Source organism: Arthrobacter sp. TJ-266, from assembly GCF_058269115.1.
Window position 1 is genome coordinate 698723 of the sequence record NZ_JBZCNC010000002.1, and the last position, 16103, is coordinate 714825.

The following is a 16103-nucleotide window of genomic DNA, read 5'->3' on the forward strand; positions in this document are numbered from 1 at the left end:
CCCACTCCCACACCGACAACGGCACCGACCGTGGCACCCGCACCGGCACCGACGCCCACTCCCACACCGACAACGGCACCGACCGTGGCACCCGCACCGACACCGACCCAGGCCCCCGCGCCAACACCCGCGCCCCCCACCCAATCACCAAGCCCGAAGCCCGTTGAGGTTTACGACGTACGTGCCGGCGCAAGCATTCAGGCTGTGCTCAACACGAAACCCAGCGGCGCCACTATTCGATTGCAGGCTGGCGACTACCGCTTGTCGACCGCGTTGCAGATGAAGACCGGACAGAAGTTGATCGGTCCGTCGCAGGGGTATGCGAACCTCCGAGGCGACATCACTCTTAGCGGTTGGTTGCAGGATGGAGCTCGATGGTTCACGTCGGGGAAGCTTCCCGCTGTGTACACGGATAATGGACAGTGCGAAAAGAACAGCGGGCCCGGCGCGAACCCATGTAAGAGCCGAGAGCAGGTTTGGTTCAACGGCGACCGTCTGACACGCGTCATGGCCCTCGCCGAGGTGAGCCCAGGCACGTTCTATCAGGATTTTGCTGCGAATCGCACCTACATCGGGCGGAATCCTACCGGGCATACCGTGGAGATGTCGCTGACTCGAGCGGCCATCAACACATCAGTGAACGGTGGGCGCCTACATCGCATCAAGATATCTAGATTTGCATCTGCTGGGCAATCCGGCGCTGTTGTCATTAGCGGCGAAGATTGGGAAATCGACAACTGCCTTTTCACTGAGAACCACGCCATCGGTCTGCATCTGACCACTGCTGACCGGGCGCATGTGCATCACAATCAGATGGTGGGCAACGGGCAATTGGGCATGGGCCATCACCGATCCCACGAAACAATAATTGAACACAACAACTTTGAGGCAAATAACACGGACGGGTTCTGGCGATCCGATTGGGAGTCCGGCGGCTTCAAAGCTACTTACTCCAAAGGAACGATTTTTCGCGACAATACCGCCCACAATAACGAGGGCACCGGAATCTGGTTCGACATTGACAACATAAATATCACGCTTGGCCCCCGCAATACTGCTACAAACAATTACGCTGATGGTATTCGCTATGAGATCAGTTATGCAGCGATGATTTTCGGGAACACAATAAGTGGCAACGGCTATCGTTACGCCTTCGGCGGCGGCCGGGGCGCGGACTATTCAATGTTCGCAGTCGGTGGGATCAACATCAATACATCATCGAAGGTCGAGGTCTTCGACAATGTGTTAGGCCCGAACCAGAACGGAATAGTTGCCCAGTACCGTTCACGCGGGTCAGGCGAGATAGGTGCACGCGACCTCTCCGACCTCCGCGTACATCACAACGTTGTCGATATGACAACCGGCACCCGGTTCGGTGAGGGAGTGTCCGGGCTTCATACTCTGGGGTTGACCGACGCGTCCATGTATTTCGACGCTCGAAAGAACAACAAATTCCATAACAACATATACACGGTGCTCGCGGGTGCCGACCGTCGATTTGCATGGAGCGGCAAGTACAGGACATTCGCTGACGCGCAAGCTTCCGGATCTGAGCTCGGAAGCGTATTGAAGATCGGGGTCCGCTCCGACACTGGTGTCGCGTCAATGTTCACCGACGGGCGCCTCACACTTGCACCGGGGTCGTCCTTTGGCGAGGACCCAACAAACGGCGATGCTCGGTGATAGCGAACAAGGAACCACCGGTCCTTCGAGGCGCCGTTCACGATGCGGCCCAACGCCCAGATCGGGTCCCCATGCCACGGCCACCTCTCCGTCCCGGCAAATCCGACACGAAGATGTCAGCCGTCTACAAGGTAGATTACGTCAGGCATGGGAGTACGTTCCGTGACGCCGATTGCGCTTCCCACTGCACCGTCGCCGCGTCCTGCTCGACGCCGGGACGGTAACTTGGCTGAGCGCTTACGGGGGATCAACCCCTGAGGGCGCGAGCACCGACGCCTGACAGCATGCCCCCGAATCTGGCACCGATGCGAAACTCGGGGGCATGACTGCTCTTCTCCTGATAAGGAAAGTTTACTATTCACTCGTCGTCGGACCGAGAGTGCGCCACCCAGCAGCTCCGGACGGACGAGGGTCCGCGGACACCGAAGTACCCGTCCACTCCGACCTCATCCCAGACCGAGGGGACAAGATCCCGATTCACCGGGTGTGCTCCGCGGGTCAGCTCCTCGAGCGACCTGACGAGGTTCCTCTGATTCTCAACTCCGGTGACGCGAGGATGGTTCGGAGTCTGTGGGCGGGAGCGTCCACAGCCGTCACCGGATCGGCCGACCCGCTACCGGGAGCCCCGCCCGGAACAGTCCACCGGGTCCGAGCGGTCAATCGTCCGAGACGAATCCGCACCTGCGCCGGACTGTCCATCCGTCGGGGCTCGGTGTGTCACGGGTTTGACCTCGACGTCGAGCAGAAGGACGCATTGCCGGTAAGTACCTCGCGCAGCTGCACCTCGTCGCTCCGGTCCACCTCGTCGATGACGAGTTCACATCGGATGTGCTCATCGACTTGATGCCGCTCTGCCCCACCCGCCACGTGGTGGTTCACACGGCAACGCCCGACGCCCTGAGTATCAGCTACCTCCGGGGCATGCTGCGGTCGAATGGTCTCCTCAGGGGGTCGGTCGTCATGGACCAGTAACTCGTTGCCGAGGAAACAGCTCGGCAAGTCCTCGGCGCGGGGAGCTGATATGGGACCCCGACACGGACGGGGATCAGCGTGTGGCGACGCCCGTTCGTAGGGAGCGCGGAGCGAGAGGTTCGTGCCTGCTGACATGTAGTCGAGTCGTTGAGGATCTTTTGGAGTTGACGGCCCTCGGCCGGCATGGGAGCCGATGCCATCGACCAGGGGGTCAGGACCCTGATTGTGGCGTCGCCAGGGGCAGGTGGCCGTGTTCCGTAGCGGATACGGCTTTATGGTGAGAACACGGAAAAGGCCCGGTTTCCCGGGCCTTTGGTCGTGGAGCTAAGGGGATTCGAACCCCTGACCCCCTGCATGCCATGCAGGTGCGCTACCAGCTGCGCCATAGCCCCTCGGTCGTCGTCCTGGCCGGGATACCCGGCCGAAGCAACTTCCTCAGTGTAGTAGTTCCGCTGCCGCCCGACAAATCAGCGGGAGCTTCCCCGGGTCACCCCTCGAGCGGCTCCGTCGGCAGGGACCCGAGACCCACGTTGTGCTCGGTCAGCTGCCACGAGAAGCGCGCCTGCTCACGATCCGTCACCTCGTGGACCTCGGACCAGTGACAGTTCGAGAGGCCCGAGAGCGCGCCCCAGTGATCGGGAGGCAGGCCCATCAGAGCGGCGAGAGCTGCCCTGATGGAACCACCGTGGCTCGCGACGACGAGAGTGCCTCCGGGCTCGACGCGGTGCACGGCCTCGAGGACCGCCTCGAGCATGCGCTGTCCGACGTCGCGCCGGTTCTCCGCCCCTCCGGCTCGGACGTCAGGATCCCCGCTCCGCCACGCCGTGTTGTCCTCGGCGAAGCGGTCGGCGATCTCGCCGAACGTCAGCCCCTGCCAGACTCCCGCGTTCGTCTCCCGCAGCCGCGGATCGTGCTCCACCCGCGCGCCGCAGATCCTCGAGAGAGCTGCAGCGGTGTCCGCTGCACGCCTGAGGTCGGACGCCACGATCACTGAGGGACGCTTGGCGGCGAGTAGCTCTGCTGCCCGCTTGGCCTGCGCCCGCCCCGTCGCGTCGAGATCGATGTCCTCCTGGCCCTGGAAGCGCCCTGCGTGGTTCCACTCGGTGCGGCCGTGCCGCCAGAAGATGATGCGGCGCGCTGCCGCGTCGGAGTGGGGGTCGCGGCTCACTCGGGGGCGTCGTGCTGTGCTGCCGGCTGCGCAGGGCCCTGCAGCACGCCGTCGAGCTGCAGATCCACGGCCGGGCAGTCCTTCCAGAGGCGATCGAGCGCGTAGAACACACGATCCTCCTCGTGCTGCACGTGCACCACCACGGTGGCGTAATCGAGCAGGACCCAGCGGCCCTCGCTGCGACCCTCACGACGCACGGGCTTCAGGCCCTGCTTGGACAGCTCTTCCTCGATGCCGTCAACGATCGCGTTGACCTGGCGCTCGCTCGGCGCCGAGGCGATCAGGAAGACGTCGGTGATGGCCAGCCGGTCGCTGACGTCGATGGCGATGATGTCCTGGGCTATCTTGTCCGCCGCAGCGTGCGCCGCTGTGCGGGCGATGCCGACGGACTGTTCGGTTGCAGTCACAGATCTCCTTGTATGTGGTCAGCGGTGTCACCCATTGAGGGAGCTGACAGTCATCATTATCCCGGTCACGAGGGCCGCTCCGCCCACACCGAGCAGCGAGTACTGCAGAATGCGCAGACGACGCGCCCGCCCTAGTCCTGCTGTCATGGCATCCAGGGGGTCGAGCCCGAACGCGGTCCGCGCCCCTATCGGGCCGGTCCCCCGCGTTGCCCCCACCTCCGGCGGCGACGCAACGGCGGTCTCCGGCTCGGGATCGGACCCGGTGTGGGACCCGGCAGCGCGGGGCACCACGACGGGGATGTGTGACGTCATCGGCGCGCGGAGCGCCGACGGCGCATCACCGGGACGGCGGGAAGCGTCGGAGTGGGGGACGAAGGGGATGTTGTGTGCCGTCGTGGGATCGTTCGGGACGGGCTTCCGCTGCTGGTTCTGCTCGGCGAGTTCCTGGATCCGCCGGGCGCGTGAGTTCAGGACCGCGGCGCGCTCCGCGAGAGCCCTCTGCTGCGCGAGGACCTCCAGATCCACGACGATGGTGCCGTCGCCGTCGGTCGTCTCGAGTCCTGCGACGAGGGCACGCGCGTCCTGGACGAGGGCATTCCGAGCCGCTAGCGCCTCCTCGACGGTCATGTTCCCGTTCGGCTGTGGGGCGGACCGGTTCGCGGCTGGGGCCCCAGGGAGCGCGGCAGGGGTATGGTCGTCGGCCGGTCGCACGGAACCGTCGACAGCGGTTCCGGGCCGCTCGACAGCGGCGGTCTGGGCGGTCTCCTGCCGACGGCGGTCTCGGCGTCCGCCGGGAAGCGCCACCCGGTCGGTACCGCCCGTCGCCGTGCCGGGATGGGCAGCCGATGCCGGGTGGAGGGCCCGAGCAGCCTGCGCGCCCTGCCCGGCAAGCGCGCGAGGGGCATGCGGCTCCACACCCCGCCCCAGCTCGGTCCCGCTCCCCTGCGATGCCGGGGCAGCGGCTCCGGATGACTCGTGTACCTTCGGAACCTCACGCCCTGCCACCGCGGATTCCGGGCCGGTCGTCGGAGAGCGGGTATCGGCCGGCTGAGCGTCGGAGGGAGCCAGCGAGGACGACTCGGCGGTGTGGTCGGCTACCGCACCGGGTTCGGCGGGAGTCCGTGCTGGGAGATCGGCTGCGGACCCGGGCGTGACCGCTGAGGTCGACGAGGCGCCGGCGCGCTGCACCCGGAGTGTCCGTCGCGTCGGCACCTCCACCCTCGCGCCGTCGGCCGCCTCGGCAGGGCGACCCTCCGCGAGGGCCCGGTAGGCCCGCAGTGCTTCGCGATCACGCGCGCGGACCTGTGACTCGCGCTCCCGGGCGTGCTCGGGCACGGCGTCGACGGGGGCACGGGCAGCACGCCGGCTGTGTCGGATCCCTTCGGGCAGTGCCGAGCCGTCGTCGACGGGTTGCCCGCCCGACGCATCACGCACTGTCATGTCCAGTCCCCCTGACCGTCGTCCATCCGCTTCCCTGCATGAGACCTGCTGCCTGAGACGTTGCTGCTCGAGACCCTGCTGCCGAACCCGATCGCGCCTGATGCACCAGGGACCCCTCGCGGTCCTGTGCACGCTCGACGGGCGTCACTGACGCACGGCGACCCTGTACAGACGGTGTTTGGCGATGTACTGGACCACGCCGTCAGGCACCAGGTACCAGACGGGCTTGTCCTCGTCGACGCGTCGGCGGCAGTCCGTGCTGGAGATCGCCATCGCCGGCACCTCCAGCAGGCTCACGTCGCGGCCGCGCCCGTTGAGCTCGTGCCCGGGCCGGGTGACGCCGATGAAGTGGGCCAGCGACCACAGCTCCTCCGCGTCCTTCCACGTGAGGATCTGCGACATCGCGTCCGCACCGGTGATGAAGAACAGCTGTGCGTCAGGGCGCTCCGCCTTGAGGTCGCGCAGGGTGTCGATGGTGAACGTCGGTCCGGGTCGCTCGATGTCCACCCGACTCACTGTGAACCGCGGGTTCGACGCCGTGGCGATGACCGTCATGAGGTAGCGGTGCTCGGCCTCGGTGACGTTCTTGTCGACTTTCTGCCAGGGCTGACCCGTCGGGACGAACACCACTTCGTCGAGGTCGAAGACGGTCGCGACCTCGCTCGCGGCCACGAGGTGGCCGTGGTGGATGGGATCGAAGGTTCCACCCATGACGCCGAGGCGCCAGGGACTACCGTCGGCGCGGCGCTGCTGCGTTGCGCCCATGACCTCGCGTCCGGGCGTTCCAGGTACCACCGATGCCGCTAGTGCCGGTTGGCTTCGCCGTGATCGTGGTTGTTGGTGTGCTGCTTGTGGGGGTCGATGTGCTCCTCGACGGCCTCGTGGCGGTTGCGCACGTTGGAGAAGGAGACCGTGACCAGCATCAGCAGGAGGAGGATACCCATGACGATCAGCCCGTAGGCGATGGCCGGCATCGGAAGTTCGGTGTGGTGTTCCGCGCCTTCTGCTGCCAGCAGTGCGCCGCCGAGGGAGTAGAGCATCGTATGTCCTCTGTGAGATCGGGTCGGTCCGACCGGCGGGACCGGCCAGGACGATTTCTCCCATGGTACGCGTACCCGGCCCGGCTCCCCCGCCGTCGACCGCCGATCAGTGGAAGATCAGCGGCCGGATCGGCGACGGATCGGCGACTGATCAGCGACGGATCTGGCCCTCGCCCTGCACGATCCACTTCGTGGTGGTGAGCTCCGTCAGGCCCATGGGGCCGCGTGCGTGCATCTTCTGCGTCGAGATCCCGACCTCCGCGCCGAGACCGAGCTCACCGCCGTCGACGAAGCGGGTCGAGGCGTTGACGAGGACGGCCGCGGAGTCGACGCCGGCGACGAACTCCTCCGAACTCGCGAGGTCGTTCGTGATGATCGCCTCGCTGTGTCCCGTGCTCCACCGCCTGATGTGCCGCAGCGCGTCGTCGACGCCGTCCACCGTGCGGACGGCGAGGTCGAGCTGCATGTACTCGCGGCCCCAGTCGTCGTCCGTCGCGGCCAGGGCGTGCACGCCCTCGGGCACCAGGGCCCTCGCGCGGTCGTCCACGTGCAGCATGACCCCTGCGTGGGCCAGCGCCCCGAGGACGGGCCCTGCCGCCGCTGACCGGCTGTGCACCAGGAGTGTCTCCACGGTGTTGCAGACGCTCGGCCGCTGGGTCTTCGCGTTGAGGAGGATGTCGACCGCCATGTCGGTCTCGGCGCTCTCATCGAGGAAGATGTGCACGTTGCCCTCCCCGGTCTCGATGACGGGAACGCGCGCGTTCGTGACCACCGACTGGATGAGCTCACGGCCGCCCCGGGGGATCAGCACGTCGATGCGCCCGCGCGCCCGCATCAGGACCTGCGCCCCTTCCCGTCCGAACTCGTCGACGCTGAGCACGGCGTCGTCGGGCAGGCCGAGGTCCTCGAGCGTGTCCCTGATGATCCCGATGAGCGCGGCATTGGTCGAGGAAGCCGCGCTCCCGCCCCGGAGGACGACGGCGTTGCCACTTTTCAGCGCGAGGCCCACGATGTCGACCGTGACGTTGGGCCGTGCTTCGTAGATGGCGGCGACGACCCCGAGCGGAACGCGTACCTGCCGCATGCGCAGGCCGTTCGGGAGTGTCTCGGCCCGCACGGAGGTGCCCACCGGATCCGGGAGGGCGGCGAGCTGTGTGAGTGCGTCGGCAAGCAGTGCCACGCGATCGGCATCGAGGCTCAGCCGGTCGAGGAGGTAATCGGAGGTCCCGCCCGCGCGTCCGCGTTCGACGTCGTCGCGGTTGGCTGCGAGGACGAGATCCCGCCGTGCGACGAGCGCCTCGGCGATCGCGCGGAGGGCGCCGTCCTTCCGTGCGCGGTTCGCCCGTCCGAGCGTGCGTGAGGCCGCCCGGGCCCGATCCGTGATGGCGTGCACCGCGGCGACGATCGCGTCGCCGTCCGGATCCTGCGCAACGTCCCCGGTGGAGGTCTCCCGCTCAGGGGGCGCTGAGGGCGCAGCGGACGACGACGGTGCGGCTGCCCCGCCGGGCACGGCGGAGGGGGTCGTGTCGTGCTGCGTCAGCGCTTCGGTCTCCGTGCTCACATCGGTCATGCACGCATTCTAGCGAGCGTCGGCGGCCCTCCCGGGTGCGTGTCAGCAGGTGACGGCGTCCTCAGCCGTGCAGGACCACGAGGTCGTTCACGTGCACCACGGACCGTTCGTACTCCGCCCCGAGGTCCTCGGCGAGCTCGTGGGTCGAGCGGCCGAGCATGCGCGGCAGTTCCGCGGAGCTGTAGTTCACGAGCCCTCGGGCCACGACGGACCCGTCGGGGCCGACGAGCTGGACAGGGTCACCGGCCTCGAAGACGCCCGAGACCTCCACGACGCCCGCCGGGAGGAGTGACCGCCGGCGTTCGCGCACGGCCCGTACGGCGCCGTCGTCGAGGACGAGCGTGCCGAGCACACGGGCGAGATGCGCGAGCCAGAGCAGGCGGATCGGCTGGCGCTTGCCGGTGGCGGTGAACCAGGTCCCGACGTCGTCCCCCCGCAGGGCCGCTGCGGCGTTGGCGGTGGACGTGACGAGGGCGGGGATGCCGGACGCCGCCGCGATGGTCGCGGCTTCCACCTTCGTCACCATGCCGCCGGTCCCCACGCCCGACTTCCCGGTCCGTCCGATCGTGACGCCCTCGAGGTCCGCTGCGGAGGCGACGAGCGGGATGCGCGTGGCGCCGGCGCTCGGCGGACCGTCGTAGAGGGCATCGACATCGGACAGCAGGACGAGGGCGTCGGCCTTCACGAGGTGGGCCACGAGGGCGGCCAGGCGGTCGTTGTCCCCGAAGCGGATCTCATGACTGGCGACGGTGTCGTTCTCGTTCACGATCGGCACCACGCCGAAGTTGAGCAGCCGCTCCATCGCCCGGTGGGCGTTGGCGTAGTGCGACCGCCTGATGAGATCGTCGGCCGTGATCAGGATCTGGCTGACGATGATTCCGTGGGCCGAGAACGCGCGCGAGTAGCGGGCCATCAGCAGTCCCTGCCCCACGCTGGCCGCGGCCTGCTGGGAGGACAGCTGGGACGGCCTGCGGGTCAGTCCGAGGGGAGCCAGACCAGCGGCGATGGCTCCCGAGGAGACGAGGATGACCTCGGTCCCGGCGGAGCGCCTGGCGGCGAGCACGTCCGAGAGGCCCACGAGAGCGTCCTCAGAGATACCGCCCGACACCGAGGTGAGCGACGACGACCCGACCTTGACGACGATCCGCCCGGCCTCCGCCAGCCCTCCGTGCACTCCCCCGACCGACCGGTCCGAACTCACCTCCGCCTAGCCCTGGGACTCGGCGTCAGCCTCCTGCTGGGATGCAGGCTGCTGGCGGTTCGTCACCGATTCGGTCCAGACACCGGCCTTGCGGTCGGCCTCGAGGTCCGCCCTGGCCGCAGCCTTCGCGTCCTTGCGCTCCTGGTACTCCTCACGCTTCTGCTCACGGGTGGGACGGACCCACTCCGCGAGGCGCAGGTCGGTACCGCGCGGTCCGGCGAGCAGCTCGGCTCCGCCCATCATGGTGGGCTCCCAGTCGAAGACGACGCCGTCGCCCTCACCGATCACCACGGTGTCGCCGGGCTTGGCGCCGGTCTTGAACAGCTCCTCCTCGACACCGATCTTCGCGAGCCGGTCCGCGAGGTAGCCCACGGCCTCGTCGTTGGTGAAGTCGGTCTGCTTGACCCAGCGCTCGGGCTTCTCACCGAGGACGCGGTACAGCGGAAGGGCGTCCTTCTCCTCGTGGCGGATCCGGAACGAGACCGCATTGACGCCACGCGGACGGAGCACGGGCGGCTCGACCCGGGGCGGCGTCGTAGCGACGACCCTGCGTGCCTCCTCGACGATCTCCGCCATCGCGAAGCCGAGCTGACGGAGCCCCTCGTGGCTGGACGCCGACACCTCGAAGACGCGGTAGCCGCGTGCCTCGAGCTCCGGCCGCACGAAGCCGGCCATGTCCTTGCCGTCAGGCACGTCCACCTTGTTGAGCGCGATCAGCCGCGGCCGCTCGTTGAGGGGCACGACGTCGCCGTCGGGACCCGCATAGCTCATGTCGACGGCGTACTTCTCGAGTTCGCGTTCGATGACGGCGAGATCGTTCAGCGGGTCGCGGTCCGTCTCCAGCGCCGCGCAGTCGAGCACGTGCACGAGCGCCGCGCAGCGCTCCACGTGCCGCAGGAAGTGGTGCCCAAGGCCCTTGCCCTCGCTGGCACCCTCGATGAGCCCGGGGACATCCGCGATGGTGAACCGCGTGGACCCGGCCTCGACGACGCCCAGGTTCGGCACGAGCGTGGTGAAGGGGTAGTCCGCGATCTTGGGGCGAGCCGCGGACATCGCCGCGATGAGACTCGACTTGCCCGCCGACGGGTATCCGACGAGCGCGATGTCGGCGATCGACTTGAGCTCCAGGACGACGTCCCGCTCGTCGCCGGGGATCCCGAGCAGCGCGAAGCCGGGGGCCTTGCGCTTTTGGGACGACAGCGCGGCGTTCCCGAGACCGCCCTGGCCTCCGGCAGCCGCGACGAACTCGGTGCCCTCGCCCACGAGATCGGCGAGCACCTCGCCGTCCTTGGTCTTCACGACGGTGCCGTCGGGGACCGACAGGATCAGGGTCTCCCCGCTCTTGCCGCCGCGCCAGTCGCCCATTCCGTTGCCACCGTTGGTGGCATGGCGGTGCGGGGCGTGGTGGTAGTCCAGCAGCGTGGTGGTCTGGTGGTCGACCCGGAGGATGACGTCGCCGCCGTCGCCGCCGTTGCCGCCGTCGGGTCCACCGAGGGGCTTGAACTTCTCCCGGTGGACGGACACGCAGCCATGGCCACCTGTGCCCCCGGATACGTGCAGGACGACGCGGTCAACGAAGCTCGCCACGCTGGTCTCCTTCTACAAATGCTTCACTGTGCCGAGTCTAGGCGGCTTAAAACAAGGTGGGGCGAGCCGTAGAGGCTCACCCCACCCGAAATGCCTGGTGTACCGTGCGGAGCATTACTCCGCTGCGGCTCCGACGATGTTGACGACCTTGCGTCCACGGCGGGTACCGAATTCGACGGCCCCTGCCTCGAGTGCGAACAGGGTGTCGTCCCCGCCGCGGCCGACGTTGGCGCCCGGGTGGAAGTGGGTGCCGCGCTGGCGGACGATGATCTCGCCTGCCTTGACGACCTGACCACCGAAGCGCTTGACGCCGAGGTACTGCGCGTTCGAGTCGCGGCCGTTACGAGTTGAGCTTGCGCCCTTCTTGTGTGCCATGGGTTAAACCTGCCTTCGCTGAAGTGTCTGCTTGACCGATCGGAAGTCCGGAAGGACTACGCGATGCCTGTGATTTTGACTCGGGTCAGTTCCGAACGGTGACCCTGGCGCTTCTTGTAGCCGGTCTTGTTCTTGAACTTCTGGATGACGATCTTGGGCCCGCGGAGGTTCTCCACGATCTCGGCCGTGACGGTGACCTTCGCGAGGTCCTCGGCGGCGGAGGTGATGTTCGCACCGTCCACCAGGAGGAGCGCGGGAAGCTTGAATGAGCTCCCGGCCTGACCGGTCACGCGGTCCAGGGTAACGAGGTCTCCTACGGAAACCTTTTCTTGGCGGCCGCCTGCGCGGACAATCGCGTACACCACGGGGAACTCACTTCTCTCGACGATCTTGACTTCTGATGGAAAAACTCGGGTGCCTCATGCCGGCGATCCTCAGGATCGGCATTCCGACCACGCCCTGCAATGCACGTGCCCTCGGGCTCCTCGGCGGCGATGCGCCTGCTGCGGCTGACACCGCTGCATGAAGCGGGACACAGCCCATTACCGGCGACTGCACCGAGGGTCAAGATTACGTCAGGACGGCGTCATCCCGCAAATCACGGGTACCACTCGCGCGTCGTCCTGCACCCTTCGAGCCACGCCCGCGGGCAGGACGGCGGCCACGAGGGCCGACGCCGTCCTGCCCTGGTGGCACGCGCCACCCGAGCGGTCGGTGGAGCGGTCAGAGCTCGGACGCGGACACACCGACGCCGAAGATGACCGGCTCGGTGCCGGCCTCCTGCCGGATCGGCGCAGGACGCGCGGCGGCCACATGGCGGCTGCCCCCCGAAGCCGAGGCGGACCCGTCACTCACCTGCGTCTCGATGCTGGTGTCGGCGCCTCCCTGCGCACTGCGCGCCACGCGACGCCGAGGGCGCCGGGACGTGGGCTTCGAGGCAGGAGCTGCGTCCTCGCCGGAAGGAGCGCTGTCGGCCGTCGGAGCCTCGCCGGCGGGCTGTGAGCCCGCCGTCGTCGGCCCGTCGGTGGACTGCTGCTGCGTGTCGCCCGCCGTCGTCCTCCGGTTGAAGGCCTCACTGAGGCTGTCGAGGGTGAGGCGGGTGGCCGGGGCCGGGGCCTCCTCCACGATGTCCGCGCGGCGATCGGCACGCGGCAGCGTGACCGTCTCCCCGTTGATGGTGAGGACTGCCTCGGTCACCTGGATGTCGGCGTCCGCGGCCTCCTCCTCGCTCGGTTCCTCGTGCGCGTGGTGCGTCGCCGCGGCGATGCTCGCCAGGGCCGCACGAGCGGCCTCGGCCTTCGCCGCGCGGTCGGGGCTCTCCGCTGCGGGAGCGACCACGGGCGCCGGCGCGAAGTCGTCCTGCTGACCCCCACGCCCACGGCTCCGCTTGCGCTCACTGCGGGACGGCCGCTCCTGGCGGGGCTGCTGCTGGACGTCCGCCGTCGACGTGTGGCGGTGCTCCACGGGTTCCATGTGCGTCACGACGCCGCGGCCCGCACAGTGCTCGCAGTCCTCGCCGAAGACCTCGAGCAGGCCCGTACCCATGCGCTTGCGCGTCATCTGGACGAGGCCCAGCGAGGTGACCTCGGCCACCTGGTGCTTGGTCCTGTCACGGCCCAGGCACTCGACGAGACGGCGCAGCACGAGATCCCGGTTGGCCTCGAGCACCATGTCGATGAAGTCGATCACGATGATGCCGCCGATGTCGCGGAGGCGGAGCTGCCGCACCACTTCCTCCGCGGCCTCGAGGTTGTTCTTCGTGACGGTCTCCTCGAGATTTCCCCCGCTGCCGGTGAACTTACCGGTGTTGACGTCCACCACGGTCATGGCCTCGGTGCGGTCGATGACGAGGGATCCGCCGGAGGGCAGGAAGACCTTGCGTTCGAGCGCCTTCGCGATCTGCTCGTCGATCCGTGATGCCGCGAAGATGTCCTCATCGCTGGTCCACTTCTCGAGCCTGCCGACGAGGTCCGGCGCCACGTACATGACGTAGGCCTCGATCGTGTCCCAGGCCTCCTCGCCGGAGACGACGAGCTTGGAGAAGTCCTCGTTGAACACGTCGCGGACCACCTTGATGGTGAGGTCCGGCTCGCCGTACAGCAGCTCGGGCGCGAGGGTCTTCGTGGAGCCGGCCTTGCGCTCGATCTCCTCCCACTGCGCACGGAGACGGTTGATGTCGTGGGTCAGCTCCTCCTCGCTGGCACCCTCGGCCGCCGTGCGGACGATCACTCCCGCGTTCTCGGGCAGGCGGTCCTTGAGGATGCGCTTCAGCCGATTGCGCTCGACGTCGGGCAGCTTGCGGGAGATACCCGTCATCGAACCGCCGGGCACGTAGACGAGGTACCGGCCGGGGAGGGAGATCTGGCTCGTGAGCCGGGCACCCTTGTGGCCCACGGGGTCCTTGGTGACCTGGACCAGCACGGGATCGCCGGACTTCAGGGCGAGCTCGATCCGACGGGGCTGACCGTCGAGCCCTGCCGCGTCCCAGTTGACCTCACCGGCGTACAGCACCGCGTTGCGGCCGCGGCCGATGTCCACGAACGCGGCCTCCATGCTCGGCAGGACGTTCTGCACCTTGCCGAGGTAGACGTTGCCGATCAGGGAGTCCTGCTGGGTGCGTGAGACGAAGTGCTCGCCGAGGATGCCGTCCTCGAGCACACCGATCTGGATCCTGTCATCGCGCTGGCGCACGATCATCTGGCGGTCGACCGATTCCCGGCGCGCGAGGAACTCCGCCTCGGTGATGACCTGGCGGCGACGCCCGGTGTCGCGGGACTCCCGCCGACGCTGCTTCTTCGCCTCGAGGCGGGTGGATCCGCGGACGCTGGTCACGCGGTCCGACGGCGGCGCCTCACTGGACTGCCGCGGCGCACGGACACGGGTCACGGTGTTGGGCGGGTCGTCGTCCTCGCCGCCGGTCAGTTCGAGGTCCTGGTCACCACGACGGCGACGACGACGGCGGCGGGAGGTCACGCCCCGTCCGTCCTCGGGCCCGGAGGAGTTCGCACGATCGGCGTCGTCCCCCTGCTCCTCGGCGGAGTCGGTGGACTCGCCCGAGCTCGGCTGCCCGGCGTCGCCGCGCGAGCGGCTCCTGCCGCGGCGGCTCCGGCGGGAACGGCGACCGGACTCGTCGGAACTGTCGTCGTCCTCCTGCTCCTCGTCGCTCGGGGGTGTCACCTTCACCGAGGGAACGGCGACGGTGGTGAGATCCGGAGCATGGAACAGGAGTGACAGGGGCGATTCGGGGACGGCGAACGGATCGAAGCGGTTCTCGGTGGTGGTCCCGGCGCTCTCGCCGGAAGCCGTGTCCGCGGCGTCGTCCTCGTCGGTGTCCTGTTCGACGTCGCCGGCGGGAACCGTGCCTGCCGTCGGGGGCACCTCGGGCCTCGGCGACGCCGATGCCGGTGCGGCGTCCTGGTCGCCCTGATCCGGTTCGGACGCACGACGGCTCCGGCTGCGCCCGGTCGCGGTGCGACGCGTGCGAGCAGGCTTCTCGTTCGGAGCACTGTCCGAATCGGGCGTGTTCGTCCCGGCGTCGGGTGCGGCGTCGGGTGCCGTAGCACTGCCCCGAGCGGCGTCCGGACCGCCCGTGGGCGCGGTGTCCGCTGCGACGGGTGGCGCGGCGTCGGCGGGGCCTGCTTCGGCCGTCGCGGCGCGGCGGCGGGTGCGCGTGGCGCGTACCGGCGGCTCGATGACGGTCGCGGTCGCGATCGTCGGCGTGGCATCACCGTCGGCGGTGGTGGTCCCGGAGAGCGTATCCGGCTGGGCTGTCACCTCGACGGGGGCAGCGGGACCGGCTTCTGCGGTCGCAGCGCGACGGCGGGTGCGGGTTGCCCGGACGGCGGGCACCGTCGCCGCACCGTCGCTCGTTCCGGAGGGATCGGAGAGGGCAGCTGCGGCGCGGTCGGGAGCCGCCTGCGCCGGGGCGTCGGCCGCCGGGAGGTCCGTCGTCGCGGTCGTTTCGGCGGCGACGGCAGGCTTGCGGCTGCGGGTTGCCCTCTTCCGCACGGGCGGGGTGTCCTGGACGTCCGCCGTCGGCGCGGCGGCTTCAGTGGTCGGCGCGGCGGGGAGGTCCGAGTCCTCCGAGGGCGTGGTCACGTCGGATGCCGACGCCGGGGTAACGTGTGCTGCCGCGACGGGTGCCGCGGGCGGCGCGCCGGCGGGTGCACTCGCGGTGCGTCGCTTCCTCGGCGCCCTGACCGGGGCCTTGACCGCCTCGGCGGCTGCCTCCCCGCCCGTGTCACCCGGGTCGGTGGACCCGGTGACGGGTTGCTGCTCCCCCTGCGCCGTCTCGCGCTGCCGCGTCTCCGACACCGCGGCGGTGGTCTCTTCTGTTCCCTGCTGATCTGACTGGTCCATCGGACTGTGCTCCAAGCCCCCGGCGGCACCGGCCACATCCCAGCGCCCTCCGGGGCGGTATGTCGGTCTGCCGCGGGCCTCTCGCCCGGCGGCCGACCGGAAGTCGTTGTCTTGTCGTCCGGCGTCGCACCGACTCTGGGGTGCGTGATCACTCGGAGACCAGTGGCGCTTTTCCTTGTCCTCCGCCGGTATCGACGGTGTGTCCCCCGGGCGGATTCCCCCTGGCGTCCGCCTCCATGGGCGGACTCGTCAGGACGGAAGCATCGCTCGCGGAACGGAAGCCTGTCACTGGACCGGCGGG

The 16103-nt window shown here is 68.6% G+C and carries 12 protein-coding genes and 1 tRNA gene; 1 reads left to right on the top strand and 12 read right to left on the bottom strand.

The genetic code is table 11. The features are described 5' to 3' along the window. Positions 1-204: 204 nt before the first annotated feature. Entirely contained in the window at positions 205-1683 is a 1479-nt protein-coding gene (locus AC4D12_RS08005) for a right-handed parallel beta-helix repeat-containing protein (RefSeq protein WP_490949360.1), read from the top strand. A gap of 1291 nt (positions 1684-2974) precedes the next feature. On the opposite strand, the gene AC4D12_RS08010 is transcribed toward AC4D12_RS08005, so the two are convergent. From AC4D12_RS08010 to AC4D12_RS08065, 12 genes are all read right to left on the bottom strand, one after another. Continuing rightward, positions 2975-3047, bottom strand: a tRNA-Ala gene (locus AC4D12_RS08010). A gap of 95 nt (positions 3048-3142) precedes the next feature. Next, positions 3143-3823, bottom strand: coding sequence for a histidine phosphatase family protein (locus tag AC4D12_RS08015; protein WP_490949361.1), 681 nt, complete (start codon positions 3821-3823; stop codon positions 3143-3145). After that, the gene (gene rsfS, locus AC4D12_RS08020) at positions 3820-4230 is read right to left on the bottom strand and encodes a ribosome silencing factor (protein WP_490949362.1); all 411 of its coding nucleotides are present in this window, start codon (positions 4228-4230) and stop codon (positions 3820-3822) included. The genes AC4D12_RS08015 and rsfS overlap by 4 nt, the downstream gene beginning before the upstream one ends. A 27-nt stretch (positions 4231-4257) precedes the next feature. Then, entirely contained in the window at positions 4258-5670 is a 1413-nt protein-coding gene (locus AC4D12_RS08025; protein ID WP_490949363.1) for a hypothetical protein, read from the bottom strand. A gap of 144 nt (positions 5671-5814) precedes the next feature. Then, positions 5815-6435, bottom strand: coding sequence for a nicotinate-nucleotide adenylyltransferase (gene nadD, locus AC4D12_RS08030; protein ID WP_490949364.1), 621 nt, complete (start codon positions 6433-6435; stop codon positions 5815-5817). Between the two features lie 38 nt (positions 6436-6473). Next, the gene (locus tag AC4D12_RS08035) at positions 6474-6710 is read right to left on the bottom strand and encodes a hypothetical protein (RefSeq protein ID WP_490949365.1); all 237 of its coding nucleotides are present in this window, start codon (positions 6708-6710) and stop codon (positions 6474-6476) included. Between the two features lie 151 nt (positions 6711-6861). Further along, a complete protein-coding gene (locus AC4D12_RS08040) occupies positions 6862-8280 on the bottom strand; it encodes a glutamate-5-semialdehyde dehydrogenase (RefSeq protein ID WP_490949366.1) in 1419 nt (472 codons plus the stop codon). Positions 8281-8341: 61 nt separating this feature from the next. Next, positions 8342-9481, bottom strand: coding sequence for a glutamate 5-kinase (proB, locus tag AC4D12_RS08045; RefSeq protein WP_490949367.1), 1140 nt, complete (start codon positions 9479-9481; stop codon positions 8342-8344). 6 nt (positions 9482-9487) lie between these two features. After that, the gene (obgE, locus tag AC4D12_RS08050) at positions 9488-11068 is read right to left on the bottom strand and encodes a GTPase ObgE (RefSeq protein WP_490949368.1); all 1581 of its coding nucleotides are present in this window, start codon (positions 11066-11068) and stop codon (positions 9488-9490) included. Positions 11069-11182: 114 nt separating this feature from the next. Further along, complete coding sequence (gene rpmA, locus AC4D12_RS08055; RefSeq protein ID WP_028280075.1) at positions 11183-11443, bottom strand: 50S ribosomal protein L27; 261 nt, start codon at positions 11441-11443, stop codon at positions 11183-11185. 56 nt (positions 11444-11499) lie between these two features. Then, positions 11500-11808, bottom strand: a complete 309-nt coding sequence (gene rplU, locus AC4D12_RS08060) for a 50S ribosomal protein L21 (RefSeq protein ID WP_490949369.1) — start codon at positions 11806-11808, stop codon at positions 11500-11502. Positions 11809-12166: 358 nt separating this feature from the next. After that, positions 12167-15802, bottom strand: a complete 3636-nt coding sequence (locus AC4D12_RS08065; RefSeq protein WP_490949370.1) for an Rne/Rng family ribonuclease — start codon at positions 15800-15802, stop codon at positions 12167-12169. Positions 15803-16103: the final 301 nt, after the last annotated feature.